At 72.9% G+C, this 27000-nt stretch carries 22 protein-coding genes; 6 read left to right on the forward strand and 16 right to left on the reverse strand.

The window, feature by feature from the left end; all coding sequences use genetic code 11:
• Positions 1–9 precede the first annotated feature (9 nt).
• The 4 genes from ACZ59A_RS19800 to ACZ59A_RS19815 all read right to left on the reverse strand — a co-directional run bounded on the left by ACZ59A_RS19800 (position 10) and on the right by ACZ59A_RS19815 (position 4917).
• Entirely contained in the window at positions 10–828 is an 819-nt protein-coding gene (locus ACZ59A_RS19800; protein WP_470960347.1) for a hydrolase, read from the reverse strand.
• A 137-nt stretch (positions 829–965) separates the two neighbouring features.
• The gene (locus ACZ59A_RS19805) at positions 966–2300 is read right to left on the reverse strand and encodes an MFS transporter (RefSeq protein WP_470960349.1); all 1335 of its coding nucleotides are present in this window, start codon (positions 2298–2300) and stop codon (positions 966–968) included.
• A gap of 53 nt (positions 2301–2353) precedes the next feature.
• A complete protein-coding gene (locus ACZ59A_RS19810) occupies positions 2354–3478 on the reverse strand; it encodes a Gfo/Idh/MocA family protein (protein WP_470960350.1) in 1125 nt (374 codons plus the stop codon).
• Positions 3479–3627: 149 nt separating this feature from the next.
• A complete protein-coding gene (locus ACZ59A_RS19815; RefSeq protein ID WP_470960352.1) occupies positions 3628–4917 on the reverse strand; it encodes an ROK family transcriptional regulator in 1290 nt (429 codons plus the stop codon).
• 181 nt (positions 4918–5098) lie between these two features.
• Here ACZ59A_RS19815 and ACZ59A_RS19820 point away from each other — a divergent pair, with 181 nt between their 5' ends.
• The 3 genes from ACZ59A_RS19820 to ACZ59A_RS19830 are packed head-to-tail and all read left to right on the forward strand — an operon-like array spanning position 5099 to position 7964.
• Positions 5099–6208, forward strand: coding sequence for a Gfo/Idh/MocA family protein (locus tag ACZ59A_RS19820; protein ID WP_470960634.1), 1110 nt, complete (start codon positions 5099–5101; stop codon positions 6206–6208).
• 4 nt (positions 6209–6212) lie between these two features.
• A complete protein-coding gene (locus ACZ59A_RS19825; protein ID WP_470960354.1) occupies positions 6213–7133 on the forward strand; it encodes a sugar phosphate isomerase/epimerase family protein in 921 nt (306 codons plus the stop codon).
• Between the two features lie 27 nt (positions 7134–7160).
• Entirely contained in the window at positions 7161–7964 is an 804-nt protein-coding gene (locus tag ACZ59A_RS19830) for a sugar phosphate isomerase/epimerase family protein (RefSeq protein ID WP_470960356.1), read from the forward strand.
• A gap of 43 nt (positions 7965–8007) precedes the next feature.
• Here ACZ59A_RS19830 and ACZ59A_RS19835 read toward each other — a convergent pair whose 3' ends face one another.
• From ACZ59A_RS19835 to ACZ59A_RS19875, 9 genes are all read right to left on the reverse strand, one after another.
• Entirely contained in the window at positions 8008–8805 is a 798-nt protein-coding gene (locus ACZ59A_RS19835) for an SDR family oxidoreductase (protein WP_470960358.1), read from the reverse strand.
• Positions 8806–8835: 30 nt separating this feature from the next.
• Positions 8836–9867, reverse strand: a complete 1032-nt coding sequence (locus ACZ59A_RS19840) for a sugar-binding transcriptional regulator (protein WP_470960360.1) — start codon at positions 9865–9867, stop codon at positions 8836–8838.
• 7 nt (positions 9868–9874) lie between these two features.
• Positions 9875–11380: a sugar ABC transporter ATP-binding protein gene (locus ACZ59A_RS19845; RefSeq protein WP_470960362.1), complete on the reverse strand. Its 1506-nt coding sequence runs from the start codon at positions 11378–11380 to the stop codon at positions 9875–9877.
• Positions 11381–11391: 11 nt separating this feature from the next.
• Positions 11392–12369, reverse strand: a complete 978-nt coding sequence (locus tag ACZ59A_RS19850; RefSeq protein ID WP_470960363.1) for a substrate-binding domain-containing protein — start codon at positions 12367–12369, stop codon at positions 11392–11394.
• A gap of 67 nt (positions 12370–12436) precedes the next feature.
• Positions 12437–13459: an ABC transporter permease gene (locus tag ACZ59A_RS19855; protein WP_470960365.1), complete on the reverse strand. Its 1023-nt coding sequence runs from the start codon at positions 13457–13459 to the stop codon at positions 12437–12439.
• Between the two features lie 34 nt (positions 13460–13493).
• A complete protein-coding gene (locus ACZ59A_RS19860) occupies positions 13494–14282 on the reverse strand; it encodes an SDR family oxidoreductase (protein WP_470960367.1) in 789 nt (262 codons plus the stop codon).
• Positions 14279–15832, reverse strand: a complete 1554-nt coding sequence (locus ACZ59A_RS19865; protein WP_470960369.1) for an FGGY family carbohydrate kinase — start codon at positions 15830–15832, stop codon at positions 14279–14281. The genes ACZ59A_RS19860 and ACZ59A_RS19865 overlap by 4 nt, the downstream gene beginning before the upstream one ends.
• Positions 15819–16799: a transketolase family protein gene (locus tag ACZ59A_RS19870; protein ID WP_470960371.1), complete on the reverse strand. Its 981-nt coding sequence runs from the start codon at positions 16797–16799 to the stop codon at positions 15819–15821. Before ACZ59A_RS19870 ends, ACZ59A_RS19865 begins: the two co-directional genes overlap by 14 nt.
• Positions 16796–17677 (reverse strand): transketolase, encoded by an 882-nt coding sequence (locus ACZ59A_RS19875; protein ID WP_470960373.1) that lies wholly within the window; start codon positions 17675–17677, stop codon positions 16796–16798. The genes ACZ59A_RS19870 and ACZ59A_RS19875 overlap by 4 nt, the downstream gene beginning before the upstream one ends.
• Positions 17678–17852: 175 nt before the next feature.
• Here ACZ59A_RS19875 and ACZ59A_RS19880 point away from each other — a divergent pair, with 175 nt between their 5' ends.
• Positions 17853–18680 (forward strand): inositol monophosphatase family protein, encoded by an 828-nt coding sequence (locus ACZ59A_RS19880; RefSeq protein ID WP_470960375.1) that lies wholly within the window; start codon positions 17853–17855, stop codon positions 18678–18680.
• A gap of 58 nt (positions 18681–18738) precedes the next feature.
• The gene (locus tag ACZ59A_RS19885) at positions 18739–20145 is read left to right on the forward strand and encodes a phytoene desaturase family protein (protein ID WP_470960635.1); all 1407 of its coding nucleotides are present in this window, start codon (positions 18739–18741) and stop codon (positions 20143–20145) included.
• 39 nt (positions 20146–20184) lie between these two features.
• Here the strand turns inward: ACZ59A_RS19885 and ACZ59A_RS19890 are convergent, their stop codons facing one another.
• The gene (locus tag ACZ59A_RS19890; RefSeq protein ID WP_470960377.1) at positions 20185–20685 is read right to left on the reverse strand and encodes a hypothetical protein; all 501 of its coding nucleotides are present in this window, start codon (positions 20683–20685) and stop codon (positions 20185–20187) included.
• A 320-nt stretch (positions 20686–21005) separates the two neighbouring features.
• Here ACZ59A_RS19890 and ACZ59A_RS19895 point away from each other — a divergent pair, with 320 nt between their 5' ends.
• The gene (locus ACZ59A_RS19895; RefSeq protein WP_470960379.1) at positions 21006–21914 is read left to right on the forward strand and encodes a winged helix-turn-helix domain-containing protein; all 909 of its coding nucleotides are present in this window, start codon (positions 21006–21008) and stop codon (positions 21912–21914) included.
• On the opposite strand, the gene hemC is transcribed toward ACZ59A_RS19895, so the two are convergent.
• Entirely contained in the window at positions 21911–22846 is a 936-nt protein-coding gene (hemC, locus tag ACZ59A_RS19900; protein ID WP_468047286.1) for a hydroxymethylbilane synthase, read from the reverse strand. The genes ACZ59A_RS19895 and hemC overlap by 4 nt on opposite strands.
• 30 nt (positions 22847–22876) lie before the next feature.
• On the reverse strand, positions 22877–26998 hold the full coding sequence (locus ACZ59A_RS19905; RefSeq protein ID WP_470960381.1) for an SAV_2336 N-terminal domain-related protein: 4122 nt from the start codon (positions 26996–26998) through the stop codon (positions 22877–22879).
• Positions 26999–27000 lie beyond the last annotated feature (2 nt).

Raw genomic sequence — 27000 nt, forward strand, 5'->3', positions numbered from 1 at the left:
CGCGGGGCCTCAGGCGCAGCCGTTGCGGGCGGTGCCCACGGCCACGTCGTCGTACCAGAGGGTGTCGTCGCCCTCGCCGTAGCTCTCCCAGCCCAGCCGCAGATCGGCCGGGGCGGGCCGCCACCCGCCGCGGGCCAGCCACTGCTGGTCGACGTCCTGGGTCGGGGTGCCGTCGACCACCAGGCCGGTGACGAGCGTGCCGTTCACCCAGGTGTCGAGGCGGCCCGCGGCGCGGCCGAGGCGGAACTCCAGACACGTCCAGGTGTTGACGGGCAGCGGAGTGCTGAGCGCGACGCCCGCCGGGCTCTGGGCGGGCAGGGTGGCGTCGTCCGATTCGCGGTTCCACTGGAGCGCCTTGTTCTGGCCGCCCATGCGCAGGTCCCTGCCGTTGTCGCCCGGGTCCTTCATGGCCGCGAAGGTGACGTGCTGGGCGGGCAGCGCGGTGGTGTGGCGGACCCAGAAGCGTACGTACAGGTCGCCGGTGGTCGGCAGGGCGGACAGGGAGGTCCCGGCGAAGGCGTGGTTGCAGTAGCCCGCCCTGCCCGTCACCCGTACCGACTTGGTGCCGGTGTGCGCCACCGCGGAGTCCACGGCGGCGGTGCCGGTGCCCGAGCAGTTGGCCACCGCCGTGGTCCAGCGCCCGGCGGGGGTGGTGCCGGTCTGGGACTCGAAGTCCTCGCAGAATCCGGTGGCGTTGCAGGCGGCTCTCGTCGGGCCGGGGGAGGCCGGGCCGGGGGAGACCGAGGAGGCGGGGGCGGCGAGGCCCGTCATGGCCAGGGCGGCGACGGCGGCCGAGGCGGTGCGGCGGCGGTTCGGCAAGAGGGGCATCGGGACCTCCGGCGGGGGAGCGAGAGGGGAGTGGGAGCGCTCCCAGGCTCGCTCCCCACTTTAGCCGAGCCATGACAAGTCGGGAACCCGCCCGCCGGGGCCCGCGGCTGCCGGTACGTCACCGGCGGCGGCCGCCCTCATCGCGCGCCGCGCACCAGCCGGATGCTGCACGCGCCCGCGACGCAGAAGGCCGCCGCGGCGCCGTACAGGGCGCCGTAATTCGCGGTGCCGCCCATGGAGAGGAAGAGCGGCGCGATGACCGGGGCGATCGTCTGGGGGATCGTGCTGGACAGGTTGAAGACGCCCATGCCCTTCGCGGCCTCGGTGTCCTTGTTGGGCAGCACCGAGGACACCAGGGCGTAGTCGACGCCCATGTACATGCCCTGGCCGAGACCGGAGAGCCCCACGCCCACGAGGAACACCTCGGTCGACTGGGCCGTGGCCACCACCACCATGGCGCAGGCGAAGACGACGGACGCCGCCGCGACGAAGACCTTGCGGCGCTGTATCCGGTCGGAGAGCCATCCGGCGAGAGCGCTGCTGAGGCTGTTGGCGGTGGCCAGGGTCAGCATCGACCAGAACAGCACGGCCGAGGCGTCCTCGGCGGTGTAGCCGAGCCGGTCCATCAGGAAGTACGCCTTGTAGGTCGACAGGAAGCTGACGCCCGTCCAGGTCAGGAACCGTCCGCACCAGGCCCAGGCGAAGTCGGGGTGGCGCACCGGGTTGATCCACATGCTGCTGGGGATGTCCGCCCAGGTGAGCCGCGGGAGTTCGGCCCGGGAGCGCGGCAGCTCCTTGAGGTAGCAGACGAAGACTCCGGCCATGAGAAGGCCGAGGAGACCGGGGGCGATGAACATCCACAGGTTCTGCGTCCCGGTCAGCTGGACGAGGAACGTCCCGCTGACGATGCCGAGTTGGGTGGTCATGCCCATCAGGCCGGAGACCCGCCCCCGGTACCGGTCCGTCACCCGCTCGGGGAGGAGGGCGGTGGCGGCGGCGAGGGCCGCGTTGAACAGCACCTGGGCCAGACACCAGCCGATGCCCAGGACGACCAGGTTGGGCGCCGTGCCCATCACCAGCAGCGCCCCGAATCCCAGGACCATGCCGCCGAGGATGTACGGCCTGCGCTGGCCCCAGCGGGACGTGGACAGGTCGCTGAGCCTGCCGAAGACGGGGTTGGCGACCAGCGCGCAGAACGCACCGGCGCCCGCGATGGTCGACAGGCTCTCCGCCTTGCCCTCCGGGTCGAGGTCGGCGACCCGCAGGGACAGGGTGACCGAGGCGGGGGTGCACAGCGCGATCCACAGGCCGATGTAGGCGAGGATGAACAGGGTGATGAACACCCCGTTCACCTCCTGACCGGTCGCTTTCGCGATCTGTTCCGGTCCGTTGGGCGGCCGGGGGCTGTCGGGGTCTTGAGGGCTTTCAGGGGCTTCGGGGGTGGCGGCGCCGGACTTCCGGGCAGACAGCATCGTCCGCTCCTTCGTGGATGGGGTCCCGTGGGGGGAGTGGGGGAGGGAGCGGGTCAGCGGGCCAGGGGCCCGGGTTCGATGCCGAGGACGGGCGCCGGGCGCTTCACGGTGCTGGTGATCTCCACGGCGCCGTCGGCCGGTGAGATGCCGTCCAGCCGCTCCAGGACCTCCAGGACGTGGAACGCGAAGTCGGCGGAGGCCCGGTGGGCGTCTCCGGTGAGGTGGCGAACCAGGTCGAGCACCCCGGGGCCGCGGATGGTCCTGGCGCCCGCGGGGGTGAGCGGCTCCATGACGGCGGGCAGTTCGGTCCATGCCTCGTCGCCGCGCCGCTTGAGCAGCACGGGGTCGTCGAAGCCGTTGGGGTTGGGCACCTGAAGGGTGCCCTCGGTGCCGTAGACCTCCAGGTGCGGAAGGGTGGTGTCCCACACGTCGAAGCTGTACATGGCCGTGGCCAGGGCGCCGGAGGCGAACTGCAGGATCGCGGTCGCGTGGGTGTCCACGGTGACGCCGACGCGCTCGACGCGCCGCTCGGGGGCCGTCACGGTCAGCTCGTCGGCGGCCCGGGTGGTCGCCCCGACCACCCGGCTGACCGGTCCGAGCAGGTTGACCAGCGCGGCGATGTGGTACGGACCCCAGTCCAGGACCGGGCCGCCGCCCTCGGTGAACAGGAACGTGGGGTCCGGGTGCCAGGTCTCGGCGCGCGAGGAGCGGACGAAGGTCGTCGCGGCGAACGGCCGCCCGATCAGCCCGGCATCGACGGCGGCGCGGGCCGTCTGCCCGGAGGGGCCGAGGAACGTGTCGGGCGCGCCGCCCAGCAGCCTGCCGGTCTCCCGGGCGGTCTCGATGTTCCGCCGGGCCTCGGCCACCGTGGCGGCCAGCGGCTTCTCGACGTACACATGCTTTCCGGCGCGCAGGGCCGCGTCGGTCAGCGCCGCGTGGGCCCTGGGCGGGGTGATGTTGACGACGACCTGCACTTCGGGGTCGGCGAGCAGTTCCTCGGTCGTGCCCCAGGCCGGGATGTTCCACTCCTCGGCGGCGGCCCGGGCGCGCTCGCCGTCGAGGTCGGCGACGCGCACGATGGGCAGCTGAGGGATCGTCGAGAGGCCGAGCGCGTAGGTGTTGAAGATCGAGCCGGTACCGATGATGCCGACGGGGACGCGCTGCGTGGTTTCGTCCATGGTTCTCTCCCGGTTCGGGCGGCGCCGGTCGCTCCGGCGGCGGTGGGCCGCGACGAACGACGCCTCGGGGCAACGGATTTGGACGAAACCGCTGTCGGTGAAACGGACCACATGCAAGCACCGGCTTCCCGGCCCGGTCAAGGGTTCGGTCAGACGGAACGCGCCAGCACGTCGCCGATCCCCTCGGGGGAGAGGACGTGTTCCACGCCGACCACCGTCCCGCCGACGACCCCGGCGGACATGCCCAGCACGCTCTGGGTCAGCGACAGCCGACGGGTGGCCAGGGGCAGCGCGCGCCGGTAGACGACGCCGCGGATCCTGGCCAGCAGATCGTCGCTGGCGGCGGCGATGGCCCCGCCGATGACGATCCGCGCCGGGTTGTAGACGTGCACGAGCAGCGCCACCACCTCGCCGATCGTCACCGCGGCTTCGCGGACGACGCGGACGGCCCCGGGGTGGCCGTCGCGGACGAGCCGGGCCAGGTCGGCGGCGCCGCGCGGCCGCTCCTGCCCGGCGAGGCCCGAGTCCTCCCGGCCCAGCCGGGCCACCATCGCGGCGGCCGACGCCACGGCCTCGACGCAGCCGATGTTGCCGCAGCTGCACACGGTGTCGTCGGCGCCGGGCACCCGCACATGCCCGATGTCGCCCGCGGCCCCCTCCGCGCCGCGGTGGAGTTCCCCGGAGGCCGAGATGAGGCCGCCGCCGATACCGGTGCCGATCTTGATGAAGAGCAGCGGCACCTCGTCCTCCGGCAGGGCGCGCGCCTCGCCGAGGGCCATCAGGTTCACATCGTTGTCGACGAAGGTCCGGCAGCCGAGCCGTTCGGTCATGGTCCGGCCGACCGGGAAGCCGTCCCAGCCGGGCATGATGGGCGGCCGTACCGGTGTCCCCGCGCGCGCGTCGACGGGCCCGGGGAGGCCGATGACGAGGGCGGACGGCCGCGCGCCCGCCGCCGACCCGGCCCCCGCCGACCCAGCCCCCGCGGACTCGGCCAGCATGCCGCGCAGCCGTTCCGTCAGCAGATCGAGCGTCGCCTCGGGCCCCTGCGCCACATCGAGAGCGATCTCCTCCTGCGCCACGAGGTTCTGCGACAGGTCCGCGAGGGCCAGGCGGGCGCTGTGGGCGCCCACGTCGGCCACCGCGACCACCCCGGCCCGGGGGTTGAGCGCCAGCCGGAGCGGTGGCCGGCCGCGGCCGGGCCGGGCGACGGTTCCGCCCTCGGTGACCACCCCGGCGTCGATCATGGTGTCGAGGTGCCGGGTCACCGTGGACCGGGCCAGGCCGGTGGCCTTGACCAGGTCGGCGCGGCTGTCGGCGATACCCGAGGCGATGAGCCGGGCCAGTGAGCTGTGGACGGGGCCGCCGGTGTTCTGCGGCCGCAGCCCGGCGACCGACAGCCGGGGTGTCGGGTGGGGGTCCATTGTCGTCTGCGCTCCCATGGCCGGTCACCGTACAGCAATTCAGCCTATTTTTATGACTCACAAGATGCAGAATTCAATGTCTTGTGAGGCGCTAATCGCTGTCTTAGGCTCACGGCCGGACGAAACCGAGGTCGGGCCTCATGGGAGGGCTGTCATCACATCTCCATCGCAAGGCCGCTCCAGGCACCTCAGCACCGCCATCGTCGGCGCCGGGATGATCGGCGAGATCCACCGCAGGGCCGCCACGCTGGCCGGTGCCCGGATCGCCGGTGTCCTGGCCTCCACACCCCCACGGTCCGCGCGGGTGGCCGCGGAGTGGGAGGTCCCCGCCTATCCGTCGCTGGACGCGCTCCTCGACGACGACTCCGTGGACGTGGTCCACGTCTGCTCGCCCAACGCCACCCACGCGCCCTTCGCGACGCGCGCCCTCGCCGCCGGAAAGCATGTGGTGTGCGAGAAACCCCTCGCGACCTCCGCCGCGGAGGCGGAGCGCATGGCGGAGACGGCCCGCCGCTCCGGGCTGGTGGCCGCCGTTCCCTTCGTCTACCGCTACCACCCGCTGGTCCGGGAGATCCGGGCCCGCCGGATCGACGGCGAGTTCGGCGGCTGGCATCTGATCCACGGCAGCTACCTCCAGGACTGGATGCTCTCCCCGCAGGCGTCGGGATGGCGCGTGGACCCGGTCGCCGGAGGCCCGTCCCGCGCCTTCACCGACATCGGCTCCCACTGGTGCGACCTGGTCGAGTGGGTCTCGGGCGAACGGTTCGCCGAGGTCGTCGCCTCGACGTCGATCGCCGTCGGCAAGCGGCCCGCCGCCGGGGCGCGCACCTTCGAGGCGGCGGACTCCCCGGAGCCGTCGGCGGCCGAGGAGTACATGGACGTGACGACCGAGGACAGCGCCGCGCTGCTGCTGCGCACCGCCTCCGGTGTGCTGGCGTCCACCACCGTCTCCCAGGTCGCCGCCGGGCGGAAGAACCGGCTGTGGTTCGAGCTGGACGGCGCGCGGGCCAGCGCGGTCTTCGACCAGGAGAACCCCGAGACCGTCTGGCTGGGCGCCGAGGACGGCGCCCGGCTCATCAGCCGCGACCCCGGCCGCGGCTCGGCCGAACAGCGGCGGCTGTCGGTCCTGCCCCCGGGACATCCCCAGGGGTACGCGGAATGCTTCGAGGCGTTCGTCGCCGACACCTACGCCGCGATCGGCGGCGACCGGCCCGAGGGCCTGCCGACCTTCGACGACGGACTGCGCGCCGCCCGCATCACCGACGCGGTACTCCGATCCTCCCGTAACAGCTCGTGGACAGAGGTGTGAACGCATGAAACTCGGGTTCCTGACGGCATGTCTCCCCGGCTGGTCCCTCCCGCGCATCGCGGAGTGGGCGAGCGGCAACGGCTACGAGGCGCTCGAAGTCGCCGTCTGGCCGAGGACCGGGGGACGCGACTTCGAGGCGAGCCATCTGCCCGTCGCCGACTTCCCGGCGGCGCGCGCGGAAGAGACGCTCGCGCTGTTCGCCAAGCACGGCCTCGAACTGTCCGCGCTCGCGTACTACGAGAACCATCTGCACCCCGACCCGGAGCGCCGGGCGGAGATCCGCACCCACTTCAAGCACGCGGTGGACGCGGCCGCGGCGCTCGGCGTCCCCTACGTCGGCACGTTCATCGGCCGGGACTGGACCAAGCCCGTCGCGGACAACCTGAAGGAGGCCGAGCGCGTCTTCCCCGAGCTGGTCGACTACGCGGGCGAGCGCGGCGTGAAGGTCATCATCGAGAACTGCGTCATGGAGGGCTGGCACCCCGACGGCTATCCGGGCAACCTGGCCTACTCCCCGGAGCTGTGGGAGTGGATGTTCTCGCTGGACCTCTACCTCAACTGGGACCCCTCGCACCTCACCTGGATCGGCATCGACCCAGTGAAGACCATCGCGCCCTACATCGACCGCATCGTGCACGCCCAGGCCAAGGACGTCGAGCTGGGCAGCGGGGACATCGACCGCTACGGCTTCTTCGGCAAGGCGGTGGACCGCCCCGACCCCTGGGACAACGGCTGGTGGCGCTACCGGGTGCCCGGGCTCGGCCAGGTCGACTGGACGCGCGTCGTCGACCGCCTCTACGAGCACGGCTTCACCGGAACGCTCTCCGTCGAGCACGAGGACCCGGTCTGGGGCGGGACGGAGGAGAAGGTCGTCCAGGGGCTGCGGATCGCCCAGCGCACCCTGCGCCCGCTGGTCATCGGCTGAGCACCCGCCCCACACGAGAGGAGCACCATGGACCGGCAAGGTCTGCTGTCCGTGCAGCTGTACAGCGTCCGCGACGCGCTCGCCGAGGACCAGGACCGCACCCTGGCCCGCCTGGCGGAGATCGGCTTCCGCTACGTCGAGCCCTTCGGACTCGGGTCCGCGGCCAAGAGCCCCGGGGAACGGCTGACGGCCGCCAAGGCCCTGCGCCGCGGACTGGACGCCGCGGGGCTGAGCGTCTCGGCCACCCACGCCGGGCTGCCCGACGACCTGGGCTCGCTGGCCGAGGAGTGCGCCGCGATCGGCGCGGGCACGGTGTTCGTGCCCCATCCCCGTCTGATCAGCGGCTTCGACGAGGACACCTTCGGCGACCCCGGACGGCTCGCGGCGTTCGCGGACGCCATGAACGCGGCCGGGCAGACCCTGGCCGGGGCCGGGCTGCGGCTGGGCTACCACAACCATGACTTCGAATGGGCGGCGCTGCCCGACGGGCGCAGCGGCTACGACGCGTTCTGGTCGTCGGTGGACGACGCGATCCTCGCCGAACTCGACGTCTACTGGGCCACCGTGGCCGGTGCCGACCCCGCCGAGGTGCTGGCCCGGCTCGGCACCCGCGCCGTGTCCGTCCACCTCAAGGACGGCCCCGCGCGGCGCGGCGAGCCGCAGACCCCGATCGGCACCGGCGACGTGGACACCCCGGCGGCCGTCCGCGCCGCCGGAACCGGGCTGGTCTGGCACGTCGCGGAGATCGACGTCACCGAGCACGACCCGTTCGAGCTGCTGGCGGGCAACGCGGGCAGGCTGGCCGAATCGGGCCTGTCGCGCTGGTCCTGAACCCTGCGAAACGTAAGAAGACAGGAGGCGGGGTGACCGGCTGCTACCAGCAGGTGACCCCGCCGTCCACCAGCAGGTCCGCACCCGTGACGAAGCTCGCCGCTTCGCTCAGCAGGAACACGGTCGGGCCGACCATCTCGTCCACCGTCGCCATCCGGCCCAGCGGGGTGTCCGCCTCGAACTGGGCGACGCGTGCCGCCACTTCGGGGCGCAGGTTCATCGGCGTGGCCGTATAGCCGGGGCTCACGCTGTTGACCCGGACGCCACGGGTGCACCACTCCGTCGCCAGGCTCTTCGTCAGGTGCATCACGGCGGCCTTGGAGGCGTTGTAGTGGGCCTGGGTGAGCCCCCGGTTGGCGATGGTGCCCGACATCGAGGCGATGTTGACGATGGAGCCGCCACCGTTGCGCAGCAGCGCCCGGCCCTCGGCCTGGCAGGAGAGGAACACCCCGGTCAGGTTGACGTCCACGACCTGCTTCCACTGTTCCAGCGGCATGTCCTCGGCCGGGGCGGCGTTGGCGATCCCCGCGGCGTTGACCGCCAGCCGCAGGGCGCCCAGCTCGCGTTCGACCCTGGCCACCGACTCCGCCAGGTCCTCCGCCCGGGTCACATCGGCCGGGAGGGCGACCGCGCGCCGCCCCGCGTCCCCGATCGCCTCGACCGTACCGGCCAGATCGCTGTTCGGCAGGTCCAGGCAGCCGACATCGGCCCCCATCCCGGCGAGCCCGATCGCCAGCCGTCGGCCGATGCCGCTGCCCGCCCCGGTCACCAGGGCCACGCTGTCGTCGAGACGGAAGGAGTCGGGACGGAAGGAGCCGGGACGGAGGGAGGGGACGGACATGAAAACTCCTCGAAGAGTTGAGTGCGGCCGCTACGGCGCTTGTCGTTCGGTTCGGTCGGACCGGCCCGCCAGCCTGCGGGCCACGCCCAGGTCGGTGATCAGGACATCGACCCAGCCGCCCAGCACCGCGGCCCGGATCGCCGCGTACTTGCGGTCGCCGCCCGCCACCGCGACGCGGCGCGGCACGGCGCGGTAGACCTCGGGGGTGATGCCGATGACGCGGTCGTTCAGCTCGGTGTCGAGCAGGGTGCCGTGCTCGTCGAAGAAGTGCAGGCAGATGTCGCCCACCGCGCCGAGCCCGCGCAGCTGTTCCTGGTCGTCGTCGGAGAAGATGTTGCCGCTGCGGCGCAGCAGCGGCGACGGTTCGAGGCTGCCGACGCCCACGATGGCGATGGTGAGGTTCTTCCACGCCGAGGCCACGCTGCTCACCTTCGGGTCGGCGAGTATGGCGTCCCGTACGGTGGCGCCCGCGACCAGCCCCGGGGCCGACATGAAGACCGGTTCCGCGCCGGTCAGCTCGGCGAGCCGCCCCATCAGCCGGGTCGCCTGGACCTGCACCTGCGGATCGCCCACCCCGCCCATCAGCTGGACGACCTCCTCCAGGAACCGCCCGCCCGGCCGGGAGCGCATGGCCTCGACCGCCGCGAGCAGCGTGGCGCTCCACGAGGAGATGCCCAGCCGGTCGCCCTCCATGAGCGTGGTCTCCAGATAGACCGCGGTCGCCGCGCCGAGCGCCGGGATGACGGAGTCGGCCTCGCCCTCGACATCGACGACCACCACGTCGCGCAGCCCGTACCGGGCCGCGATCTCCTCCTCCAGCTCGGCGAAGACCCCCTCGGGCGGCACCACGATGGTGCGCACGATGCCGAGCTTGGCGGCCTGGGTGAGCAGCCGGGAGACGCGCGCCTGGGAGATGTGCAGCTCCTCGGCGATCCGCGGCTGCCGCATGCCCTGCTCGTGGTAGAGCCGGGCGATCCGGGTCATCAGCCGCAGCTGCTCGTCGCTGGTCGCCATGCGGGTGGTGCGGGTCACGGGGGTTCCGGTCCGGTTGTGGGGATTCATAGCCGCATCATGCCGTGGCGAGGTGCATGACCGCGGCGTCGGTGGCCTCGGCCGCCGGGAGGATGCCCCGCTGCCGCCCCCGGCTGAGGACGAGCACCCGGTGGGACAGGCCCAGCACCTCGTCCAGGTCGGAGCTGACCACGACGACCGCCATGCCGGCGCGGGCCAGGTCCGCGATCACCTCGTAGATCGCGGCCCGCGCGCCGACGTCGATACCGCGGGTCGGCTCGTCCAGGATGACCACCTTGGGCTTGCGCTCCAGCCACTTGGCGATGACGACCTTCTGCTGATTGCCGCCGGAGAGCGTCCGCACCGGCTGCCCGGCCCGCCCCTTGACGGTCATCAGACCGATGGCCTCACCGGCCACCGCCGCCACCCGGCGCGGGCTCAGCCAGCCGCGGTGGGAGATGCGGTCGAGGTTGGGCAGGGCCACGTTGTCGCCGATCGACAGGTCCAGCACGGCGCCCTGGCCCTTGCGGTCCTCGGGCACGAGCACCACACCCGCGTCGATGGCGTCCTTGGGACCGCGCAGCCGCAGCGTCCGGCCCTCGACGGCCACGGTGCCGCCGGTCACCGGATCGACACCCGCGACGGCCCGTACCAGTTCCGTACGGCCCGCCCCCACGATGCCCGCGATGCCGAGGACTTCGCCCTCGTGGACGCTGAACGACACGTCCTGGAAGGACGGGCCGGACAGGTTCCGCACCTGGAGCACCTCCCGGGCGCGGGCGGCTCCGGTGTCGGGGAAGATGCGCTCGATGCTGCGCCCGACCATCTCCTCCACCAGCTGGACCACCGGCACCTGCGCGGTGTCGTGGGCGGCGACGAGCTGTCCGTCGCGCATCACCACGACGCGGTCGCAGATGCGGGCGATCTCCTCCAGCCGGTGGCTCACATAGACGAACGACATGCCCTCGGCGCGGAGGGCGTCGATGCGCTCGAAGAGGTGGTCGGTCTCCTCGCCGCCGAGGGCGGCCGTGGGTTCGTCGAGGATCAGCAGCCGCGCGTCCAGGGTCAGCGCCTTGGCGATCTCCACCTGCTGCTGCTCGGCCACCCGCAGGGTGCGCACCAGACGGTTCGGGGAGAGGTCGAGGCCCAGGCGCCGCAACTGCTCCCGGGCCCGCCGGTTCATCTCGGCGCGGTCGATCCGCCCGCCCCGGAGCGGCAGCCGCCCGAGGAACACGTTCTCGGCCACGGACAGGTCCGGCAGCAGCCGCATCTCCTGGTGGATGAGGCCGATGCCGTGGCCGATGGCGTCCCCGGGGGACTTCGGCTCGTAACGCCGCCCCTGCCAGGTCATCTCGCCGGTGTCGGAGGGGAAGGTGCCCGCGATGACGTTGGACACGGTGGACTTGCCCGCGCCGTTCTCGCCGAGCAGCGCCACCACTTCCCCGGGGCGCACCTCCAGGTCGAACCGGTCGAGCGCCTGGGTGACCCCGAACCGCTTGGATATCCCCCGGACGACCAGCCCCTGGGAGGGCCCCGCCGCCGGGTGCTTGCCCGCGTAAGCCATCGCCGCGTCTCCTACGGGTGGGTGGTGATGAACTGGTCGGCCTTCTTCTTGTCCTTGCTGGTCAGGAGGAAGGCGGGCTGCAGCTGTTCGGCCGGGACCTTCTTGCCCTTGATGATGTCCACGGCGGTGTTCACCGACATCCGGCCCATCTTGCGCGTCTGCTGCACCATCGTGGCGTCGATGGTGCCCCGGCGGACGGCCTTGAGCCCGGCGACGTCACCGTCGAAGCCCACGATGATGTGCTTCTTGTGCGAGCCGGACGCCTTGACGGCCTGGGCGGCGCCGAGCGCCATCGCGTCGGCCTGGCCCCACAGGATGTCGATGCCGGGGTGGGCCTGCAGCATGTCCTGGGCGACGGAGTACGCCTTGTCCTGCGCCCAGTCGGCGGGCTGCTGGGACACCACCTTGATGCCCGGTGCCTTCTTCAGGGCCTGCCCGAACCCCTTCTGCCGGTCCACCTGCGGGGTGGTGCCGATCTGGCCCTGCAGGATGGCGAGCTGGCCCTTGCCGCCGGACTCCTTGGCCACATAGTCGCCCAGCGTCCGCGCGGCCGCGACGCTGTCGCTGGCGATGAACGACTTGCCGGGCTCGCCGGGTGGGTTGCGGTCCACGGTGACCACGGGGATCTTGGCGCGGTTGGCCGCCTTCACCGGGACTCCGGCCGCCGTGGCACCGGCCGGGATGTAGACGATGGCGCTGACCTGACGGCTGATGAAGTCCTGGATCTGGTTGACCTGGGTGGCCGCGTCGCCGTGCGCGTCGGAGACGATGACCTTGATGCCCTTCTTCTTCGCCTCCGCGGTCACGGATTGCTTGATCTGGTTGAAGAAGTCGGCCTGGAGGTTGGCCACGGCCAGCCCGATGGTGATCTGTTTGCCGTCGGCGGTCTTCGCACCGTTGCCGCCGCGTCCGCAGGCGCTGACGCCGACCACCATGGTGGCCGCGATCCCGGTGGCTATCACGGCGCGTGTCGTCGCTCGTGTCTTCATGGGAACCACATCCTTGGTTTGTGCCCGGGGGAGGAGAAGGGGGAGCAGGGACAGGGGGGGGAGGGGGTCAGCGCGCCTCGCGTCGGCGGAGGACGTCGAGCATGACGGCCAGCGCGATGACCAGGCCGATGACGATCTGCTGGATGAACGGCGAGACTCCCAGCAGATTGAGGCCGTTGCGCAGCACCCCGATGATCAGCACGCCGAAGAGGGTTCCGGTGATCGAGCCGACGCCGCCGCTGAGGCTGGCACCGCCGATCACCACGGCGGCGATGGTGTCGAGTTCGTAGCCGGTGCCCGCGCTCGGCTGGGAGGAGTCCAGGCGCATCGTCAGGAAGACTCCGGCCAGTCCCGCCAGCACACCGGTCACGGTGTAGACGAGCACGGTCCGCCTCTTGACGTTGATCCCGGCGAGCCGGGCGACCTCGGCGCTGCCGCCGATCGCGTACAGGGCGCGGCCCCCGCTCCGGTAGCGCATATACGCCCACCCCGCCACGTACAGCGCGGCGAGCACGGCGGTGCACACCGTGAAGACGCCGAGGTACCGGGTGGTGGACAGGTTGTCGAACCAGTCGGGGAACCCGACGATCTGCTGTCCGTCGGTGATGACGTTGGCCAGGCCGCGGGCGATCGACATCATGGCCAGCGTGGCGATGAACGGCGGCAGCTTGGTGTAGGTGATGCCCAGCCCGTTGGCGAGCCCGCAGCCGCCCGCGACGCCGATCGCGGCCAGCGCGCTCAGCCACAGCGGCCATCCCTGGTCGTGCGAGAGCCAGCCGACCACCATGGTGGCGAGGGCAAGCGTCGCGCCGACCGACAGGTCGATGCCGCCCATCACGATGACCGCGGTCATACCGAGCGCGAGCAGACCGAGGACGGCGGTCTGGTCGACGATGTTGAGCAGGTTGCTCTGGGTGAGGAAGTACGGCGTCGCGATGAAGAAGACGACGCACATGGCGAGCAGGCCGAGGGCGGGGCCGCGCGATCCGGTGAGGACGCCCGTCACCCAGGACGGCAGCCGGAGGCGGCGGGCGTCCGAGGGGGGTGGTGGTGTGTCAACAGCCGTTGCGGCGCTGCCGGTCGTGCTCATCGAAACCTCCGAGGGTTCTCCGACGTCGTCGGAGCTAGTTCATGAACATCCCGCCGTCGACGTTGATCGTCTGGCCGGTGATGTACTCCGCCTCGGGAGAAGCGAGGAAGAGCAGCAGATTGGCGATGTCGTTATGGGTTCCGGCGCGGCCGAGGGGGATTCCCGCGATCCACTCGGCCATCAGTTCCCCGGGTGCGTAGTCGCCGAGGAGCCGGCCCCACGCGCGGTCGTTGTAGTCCCACATCTCGCTGCCGACGATCCCGGGGCAGTAGGCGTTGACCGTGATCCGGTCCCCGGCCAGCTCCTTGGCCAGGGACTGGGTGAGGCCGACCACCCCGAACTTGCTGGCCGCGTAGTGCGGTGTGTAGAGGAAGCCCTGCCGCGCCTGTCCCGAGGCCGCGTTGAGGATGCGTCCGCCGCCTCCGTGCCGTCGCATGGCCGCCGCGGCGGCCTGGGCGCACAGGAAGGTGCCGGTGGTGTTGACGGCGAGGACCTTCTGCCAGTCGTCGAGGGTGAGGTCTTCGAGCCTGCTGATGGTGATGACGCCCGCGTTGTTGACCAGGACGTCCAGCCGTCCCCAGGTGGACTCGGCGAGCGCGAAGGCGCGGGCCACGTCCTCGGGTGAGGTGACGTCCGCCTTGACGCCGAGGGTCCGGGTGCCGCTGTCGGCGGCCAGCTCCCGGGCGGCGTCCTCGACGGAGTCGGCCGCGTCCACCAGCAGGACATCGGCGCCCTCCCCGGCGAACCGGGCGGCGATCCCCAGGCCGATGCCGCGCGCGGCCCCGGTGACGACGACGCCCTGTCCCGCGTATCGCGCTGTCATGACGCTCCTTTGACGGCCGAGGGTTCGGGGGTTCGTGGCGGTGCGGCGGTGGTGGTGGCGGTCCGTGGGGGCGCGGGTGCCGGGGCGTGCTGGAGGCGGGCGCGGCGTACCGCGGTGTGCCAGTGCGCGAGCCTGCGGGCCCGGGTGGGCTCGTCGTCGGTCGGCGCGTAGCTCTCCCGGGGCCGGTCCAGCCGTTCCAGGGCGGCCCGGTTCCACACCCCGCGGGTCAGCCCCGCGAGATGGGCGGCGCCGAGGGCCGACAGGTCGCGGGCCAGGGCCCGTTCGACCAGCCGCCCGCTGGTGTCGGCCTGGAGCCGCATCAGCACCGGGTTGCCGGTCGGCCCGCCGTCCGCGAGCAGCCGGGTGACCGGGCCCGTCTCCCGCTCGACCGCCGCCACCACGTCCTCGACCTGGAACGCGATCGACTCCAGCGCGGCCCGCGCGAGGTGCCCGGCCTGGGTGCCGAGCGTGAGCCCGCTGATCAGCCCCACCGCGTTCTCGTCCCACCAGGGGGCGCCCAGCCCGCCGAAGGCGGGGACGACGACCACGCCCTCGCTGCTGTCGGCGGCCAGCTCCGCCAGTTCCGCGGGGCCGCGGCCGAGCACGCCCGCCAGCCAGTTGACGGTGGCGCCGGTGGAGCGGACGTTCCCCTCCACCGCCCAGGTCGGGGTGGAGCCGGTCTGCCAGGCGACGGTCAGGCACAGCCCGGAGGAGACCCGGGCCGCGGAGGGGACCACCGCCATCACCGACGACCCGGTGCCGTACGTCGCCTTGACCGTCCCCGGCACCCAGCCCGCGTGGGCGAACAGCGCCGCGTGGGAGTCGCCGAGCACCGAGGTGACCGGCACCCCGTCGGGCAGCGGCGCCAGCCCGCGGGTGCTGGGGAACGGGCCCTGGGACGGTACGACCTGGGGCAGCACCTCTGGCGGTACGTCGAAGAGCTGGGTCAGCCGCCGGTCCCAGGCGCAGCGGCGGACATCGAGCAGCTGGGTGCGCGCCGCGTTGCCGACCTCGATGAGATGGGCGCCGCCGAGCTTGAACAGCAGCCAGGAGTCGACCGTGCCCAGGCACAGCTCGCCCGCGCGGGCGCGGCGGCGGTCGGGGTCGTACCGGTCCAGCAGCCAGGCGGCCTTGGGCGCCGAGAACATCGGGTCCAGCGGCAGTCCGCTGATCTCGTGGACCAGCTCCGCGCGGGGCACGGCCCGCAGCAGCGCCGGATCGCCCGCGGTGCGCTTGTCCAGCCAGCTCACCAGCGGACTCAGCGGTTCCCCGGTCGCCCGGTCCCAGAGCAGCAGCGACTCGCGCTGGGTGCTCAGGCCGATGGCGGCGACGCGGGAGACGTCCTGGCCGGTGAGGCAGTCGGCGACGGCCCGCCCGCAGCCGGTCCAGATCTCCTCCGCCGACTGTTCCACCCACCCGGGGGCGGGGGTGGACAGCTCCAGCGGGACCGAGCCGCGCGCGACGATGGCTCCGCCCCGGTCGACCAGGACCGCCTTGGTCGCGCTGGTGCCCTGGTCGATGGCGAGGACGAGCGGTTCAGCGGTGCTCATGGGACAGCAGCTCCCGGACGGCGACGGCGATGCCGTCGGCGGTCAGTCCGAAGTGTTCCAGCAGGAAGGAGGCGCTGCCGGTGGGCGCGAACCGCCGGGGCACCCCCAGGATCCGCATGGGCACCGGGCGGTTCTGGGCGACGAGGCTGGCCACCGCAGCGCCGAGCCCGCCCGTGGTGGTGGCCTCCTCGGCGGTGACGATGCCGCGGGTCTCGCGGGCGGCGCGCAGCACCGCGTCGATGTCCATCGGTTCGACGAACGTCATGTTCAGCACGCGGACGCCGATGCCCTCGGCGCGCAGCGTCTCGGCGGCGGTGAGCGCCCGGGAAACCATCGTGCCGACGGCCATCACCGTGACGTCGTCCCCGTCGGTCAGCTGGAGGGAGCGCCCGGGGTGGAACGGCGCGTCCTCCGGGGTGACGGCGGGGATCTTGAACCGGGGGATGCGCAGATAGACCGGGCCGTCGTGGGCGGCGGCCCAGCGCACGGCGGCGCGCGTCTGGGCCGGGTCGGCCGGGACCGCGACGGCCAGGTCCGCGATGGCCCGCATCCACGACAGGTCCTCGATCGAGTGGTGCGTCGGCCCCAGCTCCCCGTACGCCATGCCGGGGCTCTGGCCGCACAGGACGACGGGCAGCCCGTTGTAGGCGGCGTCTGTCTTGATCTGCTCGGTGGCCCGGCCGGTGAGGAACGGACCCGCCGCGCTGACGAAGGGGATGAGCCCGCCGTTGGCCAGCCCGGCCCCCACGCCGACGAGATCCTGCTCGGCGATGCCGACGTTGATCAGGCGCTCGGGGTACAGCTCCCGGAAGCGCACCAGGTTGCTCGATCCCACCGAGTCGTTGCAGACGGCGACGATGCGCGGGTCCTCGGCGGCCAGGGCGATCAGTTCCTCGGCGAAAGCCTGGCGGCAGTCGTAGGTCCGGGCGGCGCTCTCGGCGTTCTCGGGTATGAGTCCGGCGGTCATCGGGTCAGCTCCTCCAGTGCGGTGCGCACCTGTCCGGCGTCGGGCACCTTGTGGTGCCACTCGACCCGGTCCTCGATGAACGAGACGCCCTTGCCCTTGACGGTCCGCGCGATTACCGCGACCGGTCTGCCGGAGGGGGAGGGGCGCAGTGCGGTCAGCAGTGCGGCGTGGTCGTGCCCGTCCACCTCGCGGGCCTCCCAGCCGAAGCTGGTCCACTTCTCCGCCAGCGGCTCCAGCCGCTTGGTCTCCTCGGTGCGGTCGCCCTGCTGGAGGCGGTTGCGGTCGACGATCGCGGTGAGGGAGCCCAGGTCGTAGTGGGCGGCGGTCATGGCGGCCTCCCAGTTGCTGCCCTCCTGCAGCTCGCCGTCGCCGAGGACGACGTACGTGCGGTACGAGCGGCCCGCGAGCCTGGCGGCCAGGGCGCAGCCGACCGCGACGGGGAAGCCGTGGCCCAGCGGTCCGGTGTTGGTCTCGACGCCCGGGACCTTGGTCCGGTTCGGATGGCCGTTGAGCGCGGAGAGCGGAGCCATGAAAGTGGACAGCTCGGAGAGCGGGAAGTAGCCGCAGTGCGCGAGCGTGGCGTACAGGGAGGCCGCGCAGTGTCCCTTGCTGAGGATGAACCGGTCGCGGTCGGGCCTGCGGGGCTGAGCGGGATCCACGTCGAGCACCCGCCCGAAGAGGGTGACGAGGATGTCGGTCACCGACAGGTCGCCGCCGATGTGGCCGAGCTGCGCCTTGTCGATCATGTGCACCACGCTCCGGCGCACCTCGGCGGCCAGCAGCTGGAGCTGGCGGACCTGTGCGTCCGGGGCTTCGTCGGCGATGCGGTGGCGGCGCTCCCGGAACCGTGCTGCGCCGGCTGGGTCTGTGCTGAGCATCTGAACGTCCTTGGAGTGAATATTTATTCACTAGTGAATTATGGTGCTCGAAAAGTAGGTCGTGTTTCAGCCAGGTGTCAATGGGTTGCGCAAGCATTGGAGGCGTTCACGTTGATGCCACCCTCGGGCCGGGATCCGGTCACCTCATGTCGGCGGCACGTGATTCGATGACCACATGTTCGATGACTTTCTTGCCAGTGGTCTCTCCGAGGTGGAGCAGGCGGTGCGCTCGGCGGCCGCCGCGGAGATCATGCCGCGCTACCGGCAGCTCGCCGCCCACGAGATTGTGGAGAAGAAGGGCCCGCACGACCTGGTGACCACCGCGGACCGGCAGGCCGAGGAGCACCTCACCGCCTCGCTCACCGCGCTGCTGCCCGGGTCGGTTGTGGTCGGCGAGGAGGGCGTGCACGCCGATCCCACCGTGCTCAAGAACCTCGGCGGCGACGCGCCCGTATGGATCGTCGACCCGGTGGACGGCACCCGGCAGTTCGTCCACGGCGAGCCGGGCTTCTCGACCCTCGTCGCCCTCGCCCACCACGGCGAACTCCTCGCCTCCTGGACCTACGCGCCCGCCCAGGACCTGATGGCCGTCGCCCGCCGCGGCGGGGGCGCGGTGCTCAACGGCGAGCCGCTCCGGGCCGGTGCCCCCGAGCCGGGCAAGCCCCTCGAAGTCGCCATATCCCACTACGACTTCACCACCGACCTGGAGAAGCGCGCCCTGTCCGGGCTGCGGACGGAGGGCGTGGAGCCGCGCCCCTGCGGCTCGGCCGGTCTGGAGTATCTGAACATCGCCCGCGGCCACCTCGACGCGATCGCCTTCACGTGGGAGAACGCCTGGGATCACGCCGCCGGGCTGCTGCTCGTCGCCGAGGCGGGCGGGGCGAGCGCGACGCTCGCGGACGAGCCGTTCCGTATCGCCGGAGGCAACGCGCTTCCCTTCACGGCGGCGCGGAACGAGGCGACCGTACGGCATATCCTGGGCCTGCTGGCCGCCGCCGGCTGAGTGCTCCGCCGGTCCTGGAGGGCCGGTCCTCAACGACGAGGAGGTCGACGTGCCGTCGATGCTCGACGCGGTAGTGGTGGGTGCCGGGCCGAACGGGCTGACCGCGGCGGTCGAACTCGCCCGCCGCGGCTGCGCGGTGGAGATCTTCGAGGCCGCCGAGGGGATCGGCGGCGGCTCCCGCACCGAAGAGCTGACCCTGCCCGGCTTCCGGCACGACCCCTGCTCCGCCGTGCACCCCCTCGCCATCGGCTCCCCGGCCTTCGACCGGATGCCGCTCGGCCGCCACGGACTGGAGTGGCTCCACCCCGAGCTGCCGCTCGCCCACCCCTTCCCGGACGGCAGCGCCGCGGTGCTGGCCCGCGCGGTCGGCGAGACCGCCCGGTCGCTCGGCCCGCGCGACGCGGGCGCGTACCGCCGCCTGGTCGCGCCGTACCTGGGCAACTGGGCGACGTTCGCCCCCGATGTGCTGCGCGCCCAGTGGGACGGCGTCCCGCGCGACCCGCTGACCTGGGCCCGCTTCGGGCTCAACGCCGTCCTGCCGGTCTCGCTGCTCAGCCGCCGCTTCCGCGGCGAGAAGGCGCGGGCCCTCCTCGCCGGGCTCGCCGGTCACACCATCGCGCCCACCAGCGCCCCGGCCACCGCGGGTCCGGCCCTCCTCTTCGCGATCGCCGCCCATGAGGTCGGCTGGCCGATCCCGCGCGGCGGCTCGCAGTCGATCGCGGACGCGCTCGGCTCGTACCTGCGCGAGCACGGCGGGGTCATCCACACCGGCGTGCCGGTCAAGCGGCTCGACGAGCTGCCCCCGGCCCGCGCGTACATCTTCGACACCTCACCGCGCGCCCTGGCCCGGATCGCCGGGCTGGGCAACGCGTACCGCGGCTACCGCTACGGGCCCTCCGCCTTCAAGATCGACTACGCGCTGGACGGCCCGATGCCGTGGACCGCGCCGGAGGCGCGCCGCGCCGGAACCGTCCACATCGGCCCGAGCGCGGGCGAGATCGGCACCGCCCTGCGCTCCGCCTTCGACGGCCACGCCCCGGAGGTCCCCTTCCTGATCTCCGCTCAGCCCAGCCTGGTCGACCCGGCCCGCGCCCCCGAGGGCAAGCACACGTTCTGGGTGTACGGCCACGCCCCCAGCGGCTGGACGGGCGACCTCACCGACGCCATCGAGCGCCAGCTCGACCGCTTCGCCCCCGGCTTCCGCGACCTGGTGCTGGCGCGGGCGGTCGCCGGTCCCCCCGACCTCGCCGCCCGCAACGCCAACTACATCGACGGCGACATCGCCTGCGGCGCCTTCGAGGGCCTTCAGGCCGTCATCCGCCCCCGGCTCGCCCGCGTCCCGTACGCCACGCCCCACCCCGCGGTCTTCCTCTGCTCCTCCGCCACCCCGCCGGGCCCCGGCGTCCACGGCATGTCGGGCCACCACGCGGCCCGCGCGGTGTGGCGGCGGCTGCGGGGCCGGTGACGGGGACCCGCCCGGAGGCGGGTCCACCGATGTTCACTTCTAGTACCAGGCGGTTGCCGCCAGGGTCTGGTTGTTGCAGATCAGGACGGCCCTGCTCTGGCGGCCGTCGAGGTTGTTGATCACCTTGGTGTAGGCGTAGTCGATGCCCGGGTCGACCGTCTCCAGCACCCACACGATCGAGGAGCCCACGAGCCGGTTGCTGTGCGCCGCGCAGCCCTGCGGGGCGTTCTCGATGCGGGCGAACGAGCCGCAGCCGGAGTTGTAGAAGTACTTGAGGGTGATGGTGCGCCCCTGGTAGACCGCCGTCTTCGTCGCCCCGCCGGGCACATTGGGCTGGGTGTAGCGGCCCGAGCAGGCGGTCTGCTCGGGGTACTTGCCCTCGTTGGGCAGATTGCCGTAGCTCACGCTCTGCCCGGGCGCGGCCTCGGCCGTGAGCGGGGTGAGGGCCGCGATGCCGAACGCGAGGGCGGCGCCCAAGAGTGTGCGTCGCAGGGCGCGTCGGCGGGGGCCCTGTTCGGCCCGGTCCGTCGTCGAGGTCATGTCCGTCTTCCTCCCGGAGGTCGGATGGGTCACGAGTGTCTGGAAAGCGCCTCCAAGGCTGCCCAGTTGTGCCTCGTACCGCCATGACCTTCGGTGTGTGCCTAAATAACCAGGCCAGATCGTAAAGTGACGAAATTCGGTCAATCAGATGACTCTCCGGGTGTGTCGTGGCATGGCCACTTCACCCAGCCCCCGCACCATGGGGACGGACCGCCGCACGGAGTACCGGGGGAGGCCGCTGTGTTGCGTCTGCACTTCACGCGCGAGGATCTGCTGAGAACCACACCGTCGCGGCCGGGCCCGACCCGCTGTGGGAGACGGTGCTCAGCGCCAACCTCCTCGGCACCGCCCAGGGCCGGGCCGTCTTCGACCCGTGGCGCCTGCACGCCCGGCCCCGGCTGCACCGGCTGCCGCCGGGCTCCGTACGCCTGGTCCGCACCCTGGCCCCGCCGCAGGGCCGGTTCCCCGACTTCCTCAACCCGCGTGAGGCCGCCGGCGGTCTCACCGAAGGCATCGAGGCCGTACTGTCCACCCCGCGCCGGTCGCTGCGGCGGGAGATCGGCCTGCTGCGCTCGGCGCCCCCGTGGCTGCGCCCGCTCGCCGACGGCGAACCGGACATGCTGCGCACCCTCGGGCGGGCGCTGAAGGGGTACTTCGACGCCGCGCTCGCCCCCTGCTGGACGGCGATACGCGCCCAGGCCGAGGCCGACCGCGCGCTCCGGGCCCGGGCCCTGCTCACCGGGGGCACCGAGGCGCTGCTGTCCGGCCTCGGGCCGACGCTTACCTGGCGTTCCCCGGTGCTGGAGGCGGACTATCCGCTCGACCGGGATCTGCGCCTGGGCGGGCGGGGGCTGCTGCTGATCCCCTCGGTGTTCTGCTGGCGGAACCCGATCACCCTGGCCGACCCCGCGCTCCCGCCCGTGCTGGTCTACCCCGTGCGGCGCGGCCCCGCCTGGTGGTCACCACAGGCGGAGCGGCCGACCGGCCGGAGCACCCTCGGATCCCTGCGGGGCCGGGGGCGCGCCGCCGTGCTGCGGGCGGTCGAGGGCGGCTGCACCACGAGCGAACCTGCCCGGCGCACCGGCGTCACCCCGGCCACCGCCAGCGAGCACGCCCGCATCCTGCGCGACGCGGGCCTGCTCGCCTCCGTACGCGACCGCAACACGGTCCTGCACACGCCCACCCCGCTGGGCACGGACCTGCTGGCCGCGAACCCGTACGGGAGTTAGTGGGGGATGCTGTCGATGACGTCGCGCGCACCCTGCCGCAGCAGGGCCACCGCGACCGACGTGCCCAGGGTCGCCGGGTCCAGCGGGCCCGCCCACTCGTGCGCGTCCAGCACCGTCTTGCCGTCCGGGCTGAAGACCCGGGCGCGCAGCGACAGCCGCCCGTCGCGCTCGGCCTTGGCGTAGCCCGCGATGGGGGAGTTGCAGTGCCCCTGGAGCACATGCAGCAGCATCCGCTCGGCGGTGATTTCCTTCCACACCTCGGTGTCGCCGAGCCCGGCGACCGCCTCGATCGTGGTGGTGTCGTCCTCCCGGCACTGCAGCCCCAGCACTCCGGCGCCGATGGGCGGGCACATCGTGTCGACGGGAAGGATCTCGCTGATCACGTCCGTGCGGTCGATCCGCTCCAGCCCCGAGACGGCCAGCATCAGCGCGTCGCAGTCGCCCGCCGCCAGCTTCTCCAGCCGCCGGTTGGCGTTGCCGCGCATCGGCACGCACGTCACATGCGGGTGAGTGACGGCCAGTTGGGCGACGCGCCGCACCGACGAGGTGCCGATCCGGGTGCCCTCCGGCATCTGGTCCAGCGTCAGCCCCTCCGGGTGGATCATGGCGTCCCGGATGTCGTCCCGCTTGAGGTACGCCGCGAAGACCGTGCCCGCGGGCAGCGGCCGGTCGGCGGGCACGTCCTTGATGCAGTGCACCGCGAGATCCGCCTCGCCCGCCAGCAGCGCGGCGTCCACCTCCTTGGTGAACGCGCCCTTCCCGCCCAGCTTCGACAGATCGCCCATCCACCGGTCGCCGGAGGTGGTGACCGGCACGACCTCCGTACGGATACCGGGCCGCAGCGCGGCCAGCTCGGTGCGGACCCGTTCGACCTGGGCGAGGGCCATGGGCGAGGAACGGGAGACGATGCGGATCAGATCGGCGGACGACATGGCGTAGAGGATAGGCCCTCCCCGGGAGCGCTATCGCGCGGCCCCGGGGAACCCCTCCGCGACCAGCGCCGCGAGGTCGAGGTAGGCGTCGAGGGTCTTGGGCGCGAGCCGGTCGAGGTCGATCTCGCCCTCGACGGCCAGGTGGCTGTCGTACGGTACGACCACCACGCCACGGCAGCGGGCCCGGAACCCCTCCGCCAGGTCGTCCATGCCGGTGGCCTCGGTCTCGGACGACTTGTTGATCACGGTGACGGCCTGGCGTACCAGCTCCGTGTGGCCGTCTCTCTCCAGCTTGTCCAGGATCTCGTGCGCGGTCCACCGGTGCTCGGCGGATGTGGTGGTGACGATCAACAGCTGGTCGGCGGCGTCGAAGTTTCCCCGGTTTCTCCGTCCGGTGCCGAGGGACGTACCGAAGTCGGTGAGGACGACCGCGTAGCGGCGGTGCGCCTCGTCGGTGGCCGGGAACGTGGGGGCGCCCGAACTGGAGGTCTCCACGCGGATCTCCAGCCCGGACGGCGTCCGTGTGGTGTGGCTCATGTTGACGGCCAGCGTGCTCGCGTCGAACAGGAGGATCTTGTCCGCGCGTTCGCTCGCGAGGATCGAACCGAGCACGACCGCCGTCGTGGTGTGCCCGGCACCCACCGGGCGGGCCACGGCGATGTGGTGGGTGGACGTCAGCGGCGTACGGATGAGGTCGAGTCTGCGCTGCCGCTCGGCCTTTCCGCCGAAACCGAAGCGGAAGCGGGATGTCAGACGGCGGGGGCGTGCGGTGTCGCGGGTGGGCGCGGGCTGTTCCGGAAGCGGTACCTGAGGGCCGGGGGCGGGTGTGTCCGGGAGTTGGGCGTCCGTGGACTCGACGTCGTACGGCGTCTCGTGGCCGAACGCCGACGCGGCCGGCAGACACCGTACGAAGACGTCCGCCACCTGGCCCGCGGTCGGGCGCCGGTCCGGGCGTTCGCTGAGGCAGGCGCCGATGATCGAGAGCAGCTGGGGGTCGCGCCACAGCTGTTCGTCCGCGAAAATCGAAGGGGTCGGCTGTTCGTCGGCCATGGCACGGAGAATCACCCCCAGGGCGTGGACGTTGTCCGCTCTGGTCCGGCGGGTGTCGTCGATGGCCACGTCCGCCCAGCCGGTCAGCTTCACCGTGCGGCCGACGACGAGCACGTCGTCCGCCGTCAGCTGCTTCAGCACGATGCCCTTCAGCGCGCACATGTTCACCGCCTCGGCGAGGCGCAGGCCGATGGTGGCGGCGTGCACGGCGTCCAGTCGGGGTGCGTCCCCGGTCAGGAACGAGGACAGCGGCGGGGCCGGGGAGCCGTCGGGGAGGCAGACGTACTCCGTGACGATCCAGGGCGGGACGAGATGGGTCGCGTCGCCGGAACAGTGCGGCGCGTAGTGCCCGAACATCCGCCGCAGCGCCTCCATCTCGGCCAGCAGTTCCCGCTTGGCGCCCGGGGCGCTGCGGATCACCACCTTCTTGGTGGTGCGCTCCCGACGGGCCAGATAGACGCCGTAACCGCCGCTGCCGCCGAGCCTGCGGAGGATCTCGTACCCCGGGAACGACGGCTGGCCGCCTTCCGGTTCGGCCTCCCCCTCCCGGGCGGAGGACGCCGACTCCGGTGGTGCCGACTCCGGTGGTGCCGACTCCGGTGGTGCCGACCCCGGTGGTGCCGTCTCCGGCCGGAAGTCGTCGAGGAACTGCCAGACCTCGTGCGCGGTGGGGCGGTCCTGCCTCGCCAGGCAGGCCATCACCAAGGCGCGGACCGGCTCCCAGGCGGCGCCGTCCCAGCGCGGCATGTCGTAGTCGTCCACGCGGGGGCGATGCGTGCGGCCGCTGCCACCGAGACGCAGCAGGATGTCGCCCAGCGCCGCGACGTTGTCCTCGGGGGTCGGCGGGACCCGGCCGTACGAGTCGGCGGACGGCACGCCGTCGACGCAGGCCGAGGACCAGCCGCTCAGGATGGCGTCCTCACCGGCGAGGTGCACGATGCTGGTGGTGAGGTCGCCGTGCACCATTCCCTCCGCGGCGCACACCCGCACGGCGTCCGCGACCCGCCGGGCGATCCGGAGGGCAGTGTGCGCGTCCCACTTCACCTTGCTCGACAGGAGGAGGTCGTCCAGCCGGTCCGCGACGAACGGCTCCTCCGCGATCCACGGCGGATCGTCGTCCAGCCCCACACGCAGCAGCGCGCACGCATGGCGTCCGTCCATCCGGCGCAGCGCCTCCGCCTGTACGCCCAGCATCGCGGCGCCGTAGGGCTGATGCTCGGGGTGGACGAGGCTGACGACGGCCTCCTCGCCGTATGCGTCCCGGCCCAGGTAGCGCGCGACGCGCAGCCCCGGCGGACCGGCCCGCAGCAGCCGGTACGGACCGATCGTCTCCGGATCGCGGGCCTCGAGGCGGCGCCACTGCTGCGCCGCCTGGCCGGTCGCGAGCGCCGAGGACAGCGGCGGCGCCCCCAGCCGGGCCGCGAGCCGTCGTTCCACCGTGCTGAAGGGCAGGGCGCCGGGCGGGAGGCGGTCGCTGCCCGCCGTATGGGCGAGCCAGGCCGGGAAGTCGGGGGAGCGGCCCGCCAGTTCCTCCAGCCGTCGGCCGATCGTCCGGCTGGTCGCGACCAGTTCGGTCAGCGGCACCGCGCCCAGCAGCGCCTGCTGGGCGGCCTCGGTGAAGGCGAAGGGCCGGTGTTCGGGCGGCAGCGGGTCAGGGCCCGCCGAGGCGGGCGGTGCGACCGGGCGCATCAGCCCGCCGAGGAACACCTCGGCCAGCCGCCCGGTGTCGGACCGTCCGTCCACCGCCTTCTGCACCATCCGCATCACCGGCACCGGCAGCGGGGCGACCGCGGACAGATGGGCCGCCAGGCGGTACGCCTCCGGGGACGCCGCGTCCCGGAAGAGCTGGACCCGGCCCAGCTCGTCGGCCGGGGACGAGGAAGGGGCCGTGGCCGGGCGGGCGGTCGCGGGAGCGCCGCGTGGCGGCGCGAGCAGCGGCAGGACGGCCGTGCTGCTCGCGGAGGCGATCAGCCGCGCCCAGTCGGCCAGCGGCCCGGCCTCCGGTTCCAGTACGGGCACGGGCACCCCGTCGAACCGGGCCAGGGCGGCGGGCAGCACCGGGTCGGCGACCGCCCAGTCGGTGTTGGCGGAGCCGGGCCGCCGGGTCCGCACCTGCCAGCGCCGCGTACGGATCCCGGAGCTGTCCCACAGCCGGGGCGGCAGGGCGTGCACGACCGCGGTGGGCCCCACCCCCGCCCAGCGCGCCAGCACCTGGCCCATCCGCCCGTCGCGCCACGCCGAGCCCACCCCGTCGCTCACCACCAGCACCAGCGTGTGCCCGGACGGGTCCGACAGCGCCGTCGTGGGGAGGTGGGGCGCGTCCGGGTCGTAGGGCCGGGTGCGCAGCGTGGGGGCGCCGCCGCCGCGGCTGTGCAGGCCGAGCACCCGTACGACGCGGAAGGCGCCCGAGCGCTGCAGCACCGTGCGCAGCTCGACGGCCAGCCGCCGCCACAGCAGCATCGACGTGCCGTCGTCCACGACGAGCGCGAGGTCGAGCCAGCGCTCGCGGGCGGGGCGGGTGACCACGTCGGGCAGACCGGTCTCGGCGAGCGCCGCCGCGGTGGCGACCTCGTCGAACTCCCGCTTGAGCGGATTGGGCCGGTGCTGTTTGAGCGGGCGCAGGGCGCGGCCGATGGAGAGCTCCTGATGGAGCGCCTTGTCCTCGGGCACCCGCAGCGGCAGCCCGCGCCGCGCGCCGGGCCGTTCGGCGTCCGTACCGGGCCCGCCGGGGGTGTGGCCGCCGCCGTAGAGGCCGTGCGGCGGGCGGTCGGCGGGGCGGGGGCCCGGCGGGTCCTGGCCAGGGTGTGCGGACGGACGTTCCTCCGGCGCTTCCCGCTCCCGCTCGGCCTGCCGGGCCGGGCCGGGCGGTTCCACGGGGGCGACGGGGGCTTCCGGGGCGGCCGCGGTGGCGGGACGCGCGGGCGCGGGGCGTACGTCGGGCAAGGTCGCCCCGTCGCGCGCCACCGCGCGCTCCAGGGGCGCCCCCGCCGCGTCGCTCTCGGGCAGCCGCCCGGCCAGCCAGAGGGCGTCGAGCAGCTCTTCCCGGGACATGTACACGCCCCCGGACGCGAGGACCGTGATGGCCTCGTCAAGCCGCTCCAAAC

It is taken from the genome of Streptomyces sp. NPDC040405 (genome assembly GCF_055595765.1).